Source organism: Pseudarthrobacter sp. NKDBFgelt, from assembly GCF_046097905.1.
GTDB lineage: Bacteria > Actinomycetota > Actinomycetes > Actinomycetales > Micrococcaceae > Arthrobacter > Arthrobacter polychromogenes.
The window spans coordinates 1-1,862 of sequence record NZ_JBJURL010000164.1; the positions used below are offsets into that span (position 1 = coordinate 1).

Annotated in this window: 2 protein-coding genes; both read right to left on the reverse strand. The window is 69.7% G+C overall.

Annotated features, from left to right (window positions below; translation table 11 throughout):
• Positions 1-997 (reverse strand): aminoglycoside phosphotransferase family protein (locus ACKAE7_RS20875; RefSeq protein WP_408980206.1); only part of this gene is annotated, 997 nt, incomplete at its 3' end.
• A gap of 68 nt (positions 998-1,065) precedes the next feature.
• A complete protein-coding gene (locus ACKAE7_RS20880; protein ID WP_174178911.1) occupies positions 1,066-1,767 on the reverse strand; it encodes a VIT1/CCC1 transporter family protein in 702 nt (233 codons plus the stop codon).
• Between the last annotated feature and the right edge of the window lie 95 nt (positions 1,768-1,862).

Here is a 1,862-nt window from a genome sequence, read left to right on the forward strand (position 1 = left end):
CCGGCTGCAGGAGCTGCCGCTGAACCAGCCTGAATCCGGCCTGCGGCAGCGCTGCGCAGACTTCAGCGCCGCGGTGGCCCGCCTTCCCGGCATAGTCGAGCGCGTTTGCCACCTCCCTGGCCATGCCCCACTCCCGCGCGGCGTCGGGGTCAAGCCCGGCAGCGGCGCTGAAGTCTGCGCAGCGCTGCCGCAGGCCGGATTCAGGCTGGTTCAGCGGCAGCTCCTGCAGCCGGTTCCACAACAGCGGCGCCACGCCGAATTCCGTTTCGCCGATCATGGGCTGCGGATCGATGGCGGCGAAGGCTTCAGCCGGCCTTTCAGCTGGTATCACGGCATCCGGCCTGGCCAGGATGTTGAGGAAGTGCAGGTCCGTGTGGACCAGGACGTCCCGCCCCGAGCGGCGCCCCACCGCGCCCCGCGTCTGGCACACCTCGAGCGCCGCCTCCAGCAGCCACCGTGGAAAGGGGCGGCCGAGCTGTTCCCACTCCGCGGGGAGGTCGTCGCTCCACTGTTCGGCACGGGCGGCGATGTGCTCGAATTCCCGCCACTGCGGCCGGTCGTCGGGAACAAGGCTCAACTGCCGGACAAGTCCGCCCCACACGGCCGCGGCGTCAGCCAGGGGGACGGTACCCAGGGAGCGCCCGGCGTCGAGCCTTTCGAGGAGCATGGAACACGTGCCGGCGTCGGCCGCCAGGAGGGTGACGGCGCCGTGCCCGCCCCATAACGCCAGCGCATGCCGCTCAACGCGAGCTTCCTCGTGCGGGAAGGCGATCTTGAGGGCTGCTGGCCGGCCGTCCTCCCGGAGGACCGGTACCACTACCGCGCCGTGCCCGTTCCACGGCAGTGAGCCAGGGGCGAGATCCGGCACGAGCCGCCACCGCTCCAGCAGGCCCGCAGTGACGCCGGGCAGGGAAGCGAGCCACTCCCGTCCGGTGGCGGTGCGGGAGTAGCGCCCGGAAAGGTCCGGCGGGATGGGTACTGCCGTTGGCTGGCTCATCAGTCCCAGCCTAGGTGCATCGGGGCCCTGCCGTTTCGCCTGCACGTATCAGCGGCCGGCAGGATTCACTACACCACGCCCGTGGCGCCGAGCATGGTGCCTATGCTGAAGGTGGCAGCGAGTGCCAGGGCACCGCCCACCACCACCCGGACTGCTGCCCGGGTTTTCGACCCGCCGCCAATCCAGGCGCCCAGCGTGCCTGTCAGCGCCAGTGCCACCAGGACAGCGGCGAAGGTCAGGGGAACCCGGATCCCGGGCGGGGGGAGAAGGATCGCCAGCATCGGCAGTATGGCGCCGATGACAAAAGCCACGGCCGAGGCGAAGGCTGCGTGCCAGGGGCTCACGATGTCCGTCTCGTCGATGTTGAGTTCGGCGGAGAGGTGCGCTGCCAGGGCGTCGTGGGCTGTGAGCTCTTCGGCGACCTTACCGGCCGTTTCCGGGCTAAGGCCCTTGGCCTGGTAGATGGCGGTGAGTTCGGCGAGTTCCTCTTCCGGTTCCTCGGCCAGCTCCCGTCGTTCCTTCTCGATCAGGGCACGCTGGCTGTCGCTTTGGCTGCTCACGGAGACGTACTCGCCAAGTGCCATGGACACCGCTCCGCCCACCAGCCCGGCAGCGCCGGCGGCGAGGATGGGACCCGTTTCGGAGGTAGCTCCTGCCACGCCCACCACGATCGCCGCGACGGAGACGATGCCGTCGTTTGCGCCCAGGACACCCGCCCGGAGCCAGTTCAGCCGTTGGGCAATGTCCGTTCCATGCGGTTCGGTCTCCATGTGGCGGCGCAGTTCGGGGCTCGCAGCGTCCGTGCCTGCAGGCTGGGACTGGTCGTGTGCATCCATGCCTTCAGCAAACCATCAGAAGCCCCGCC

What these genes read in the sequence shown, in the direction of transcription:
- ACKAE7_RS20880 (WP_174178911.1), bottom strand. Translation starts at nt 1,767, where the DNA reads ATGGAGACCGAACCGCATGGAACGGACATTGCCCAACGGCTGAACTGG.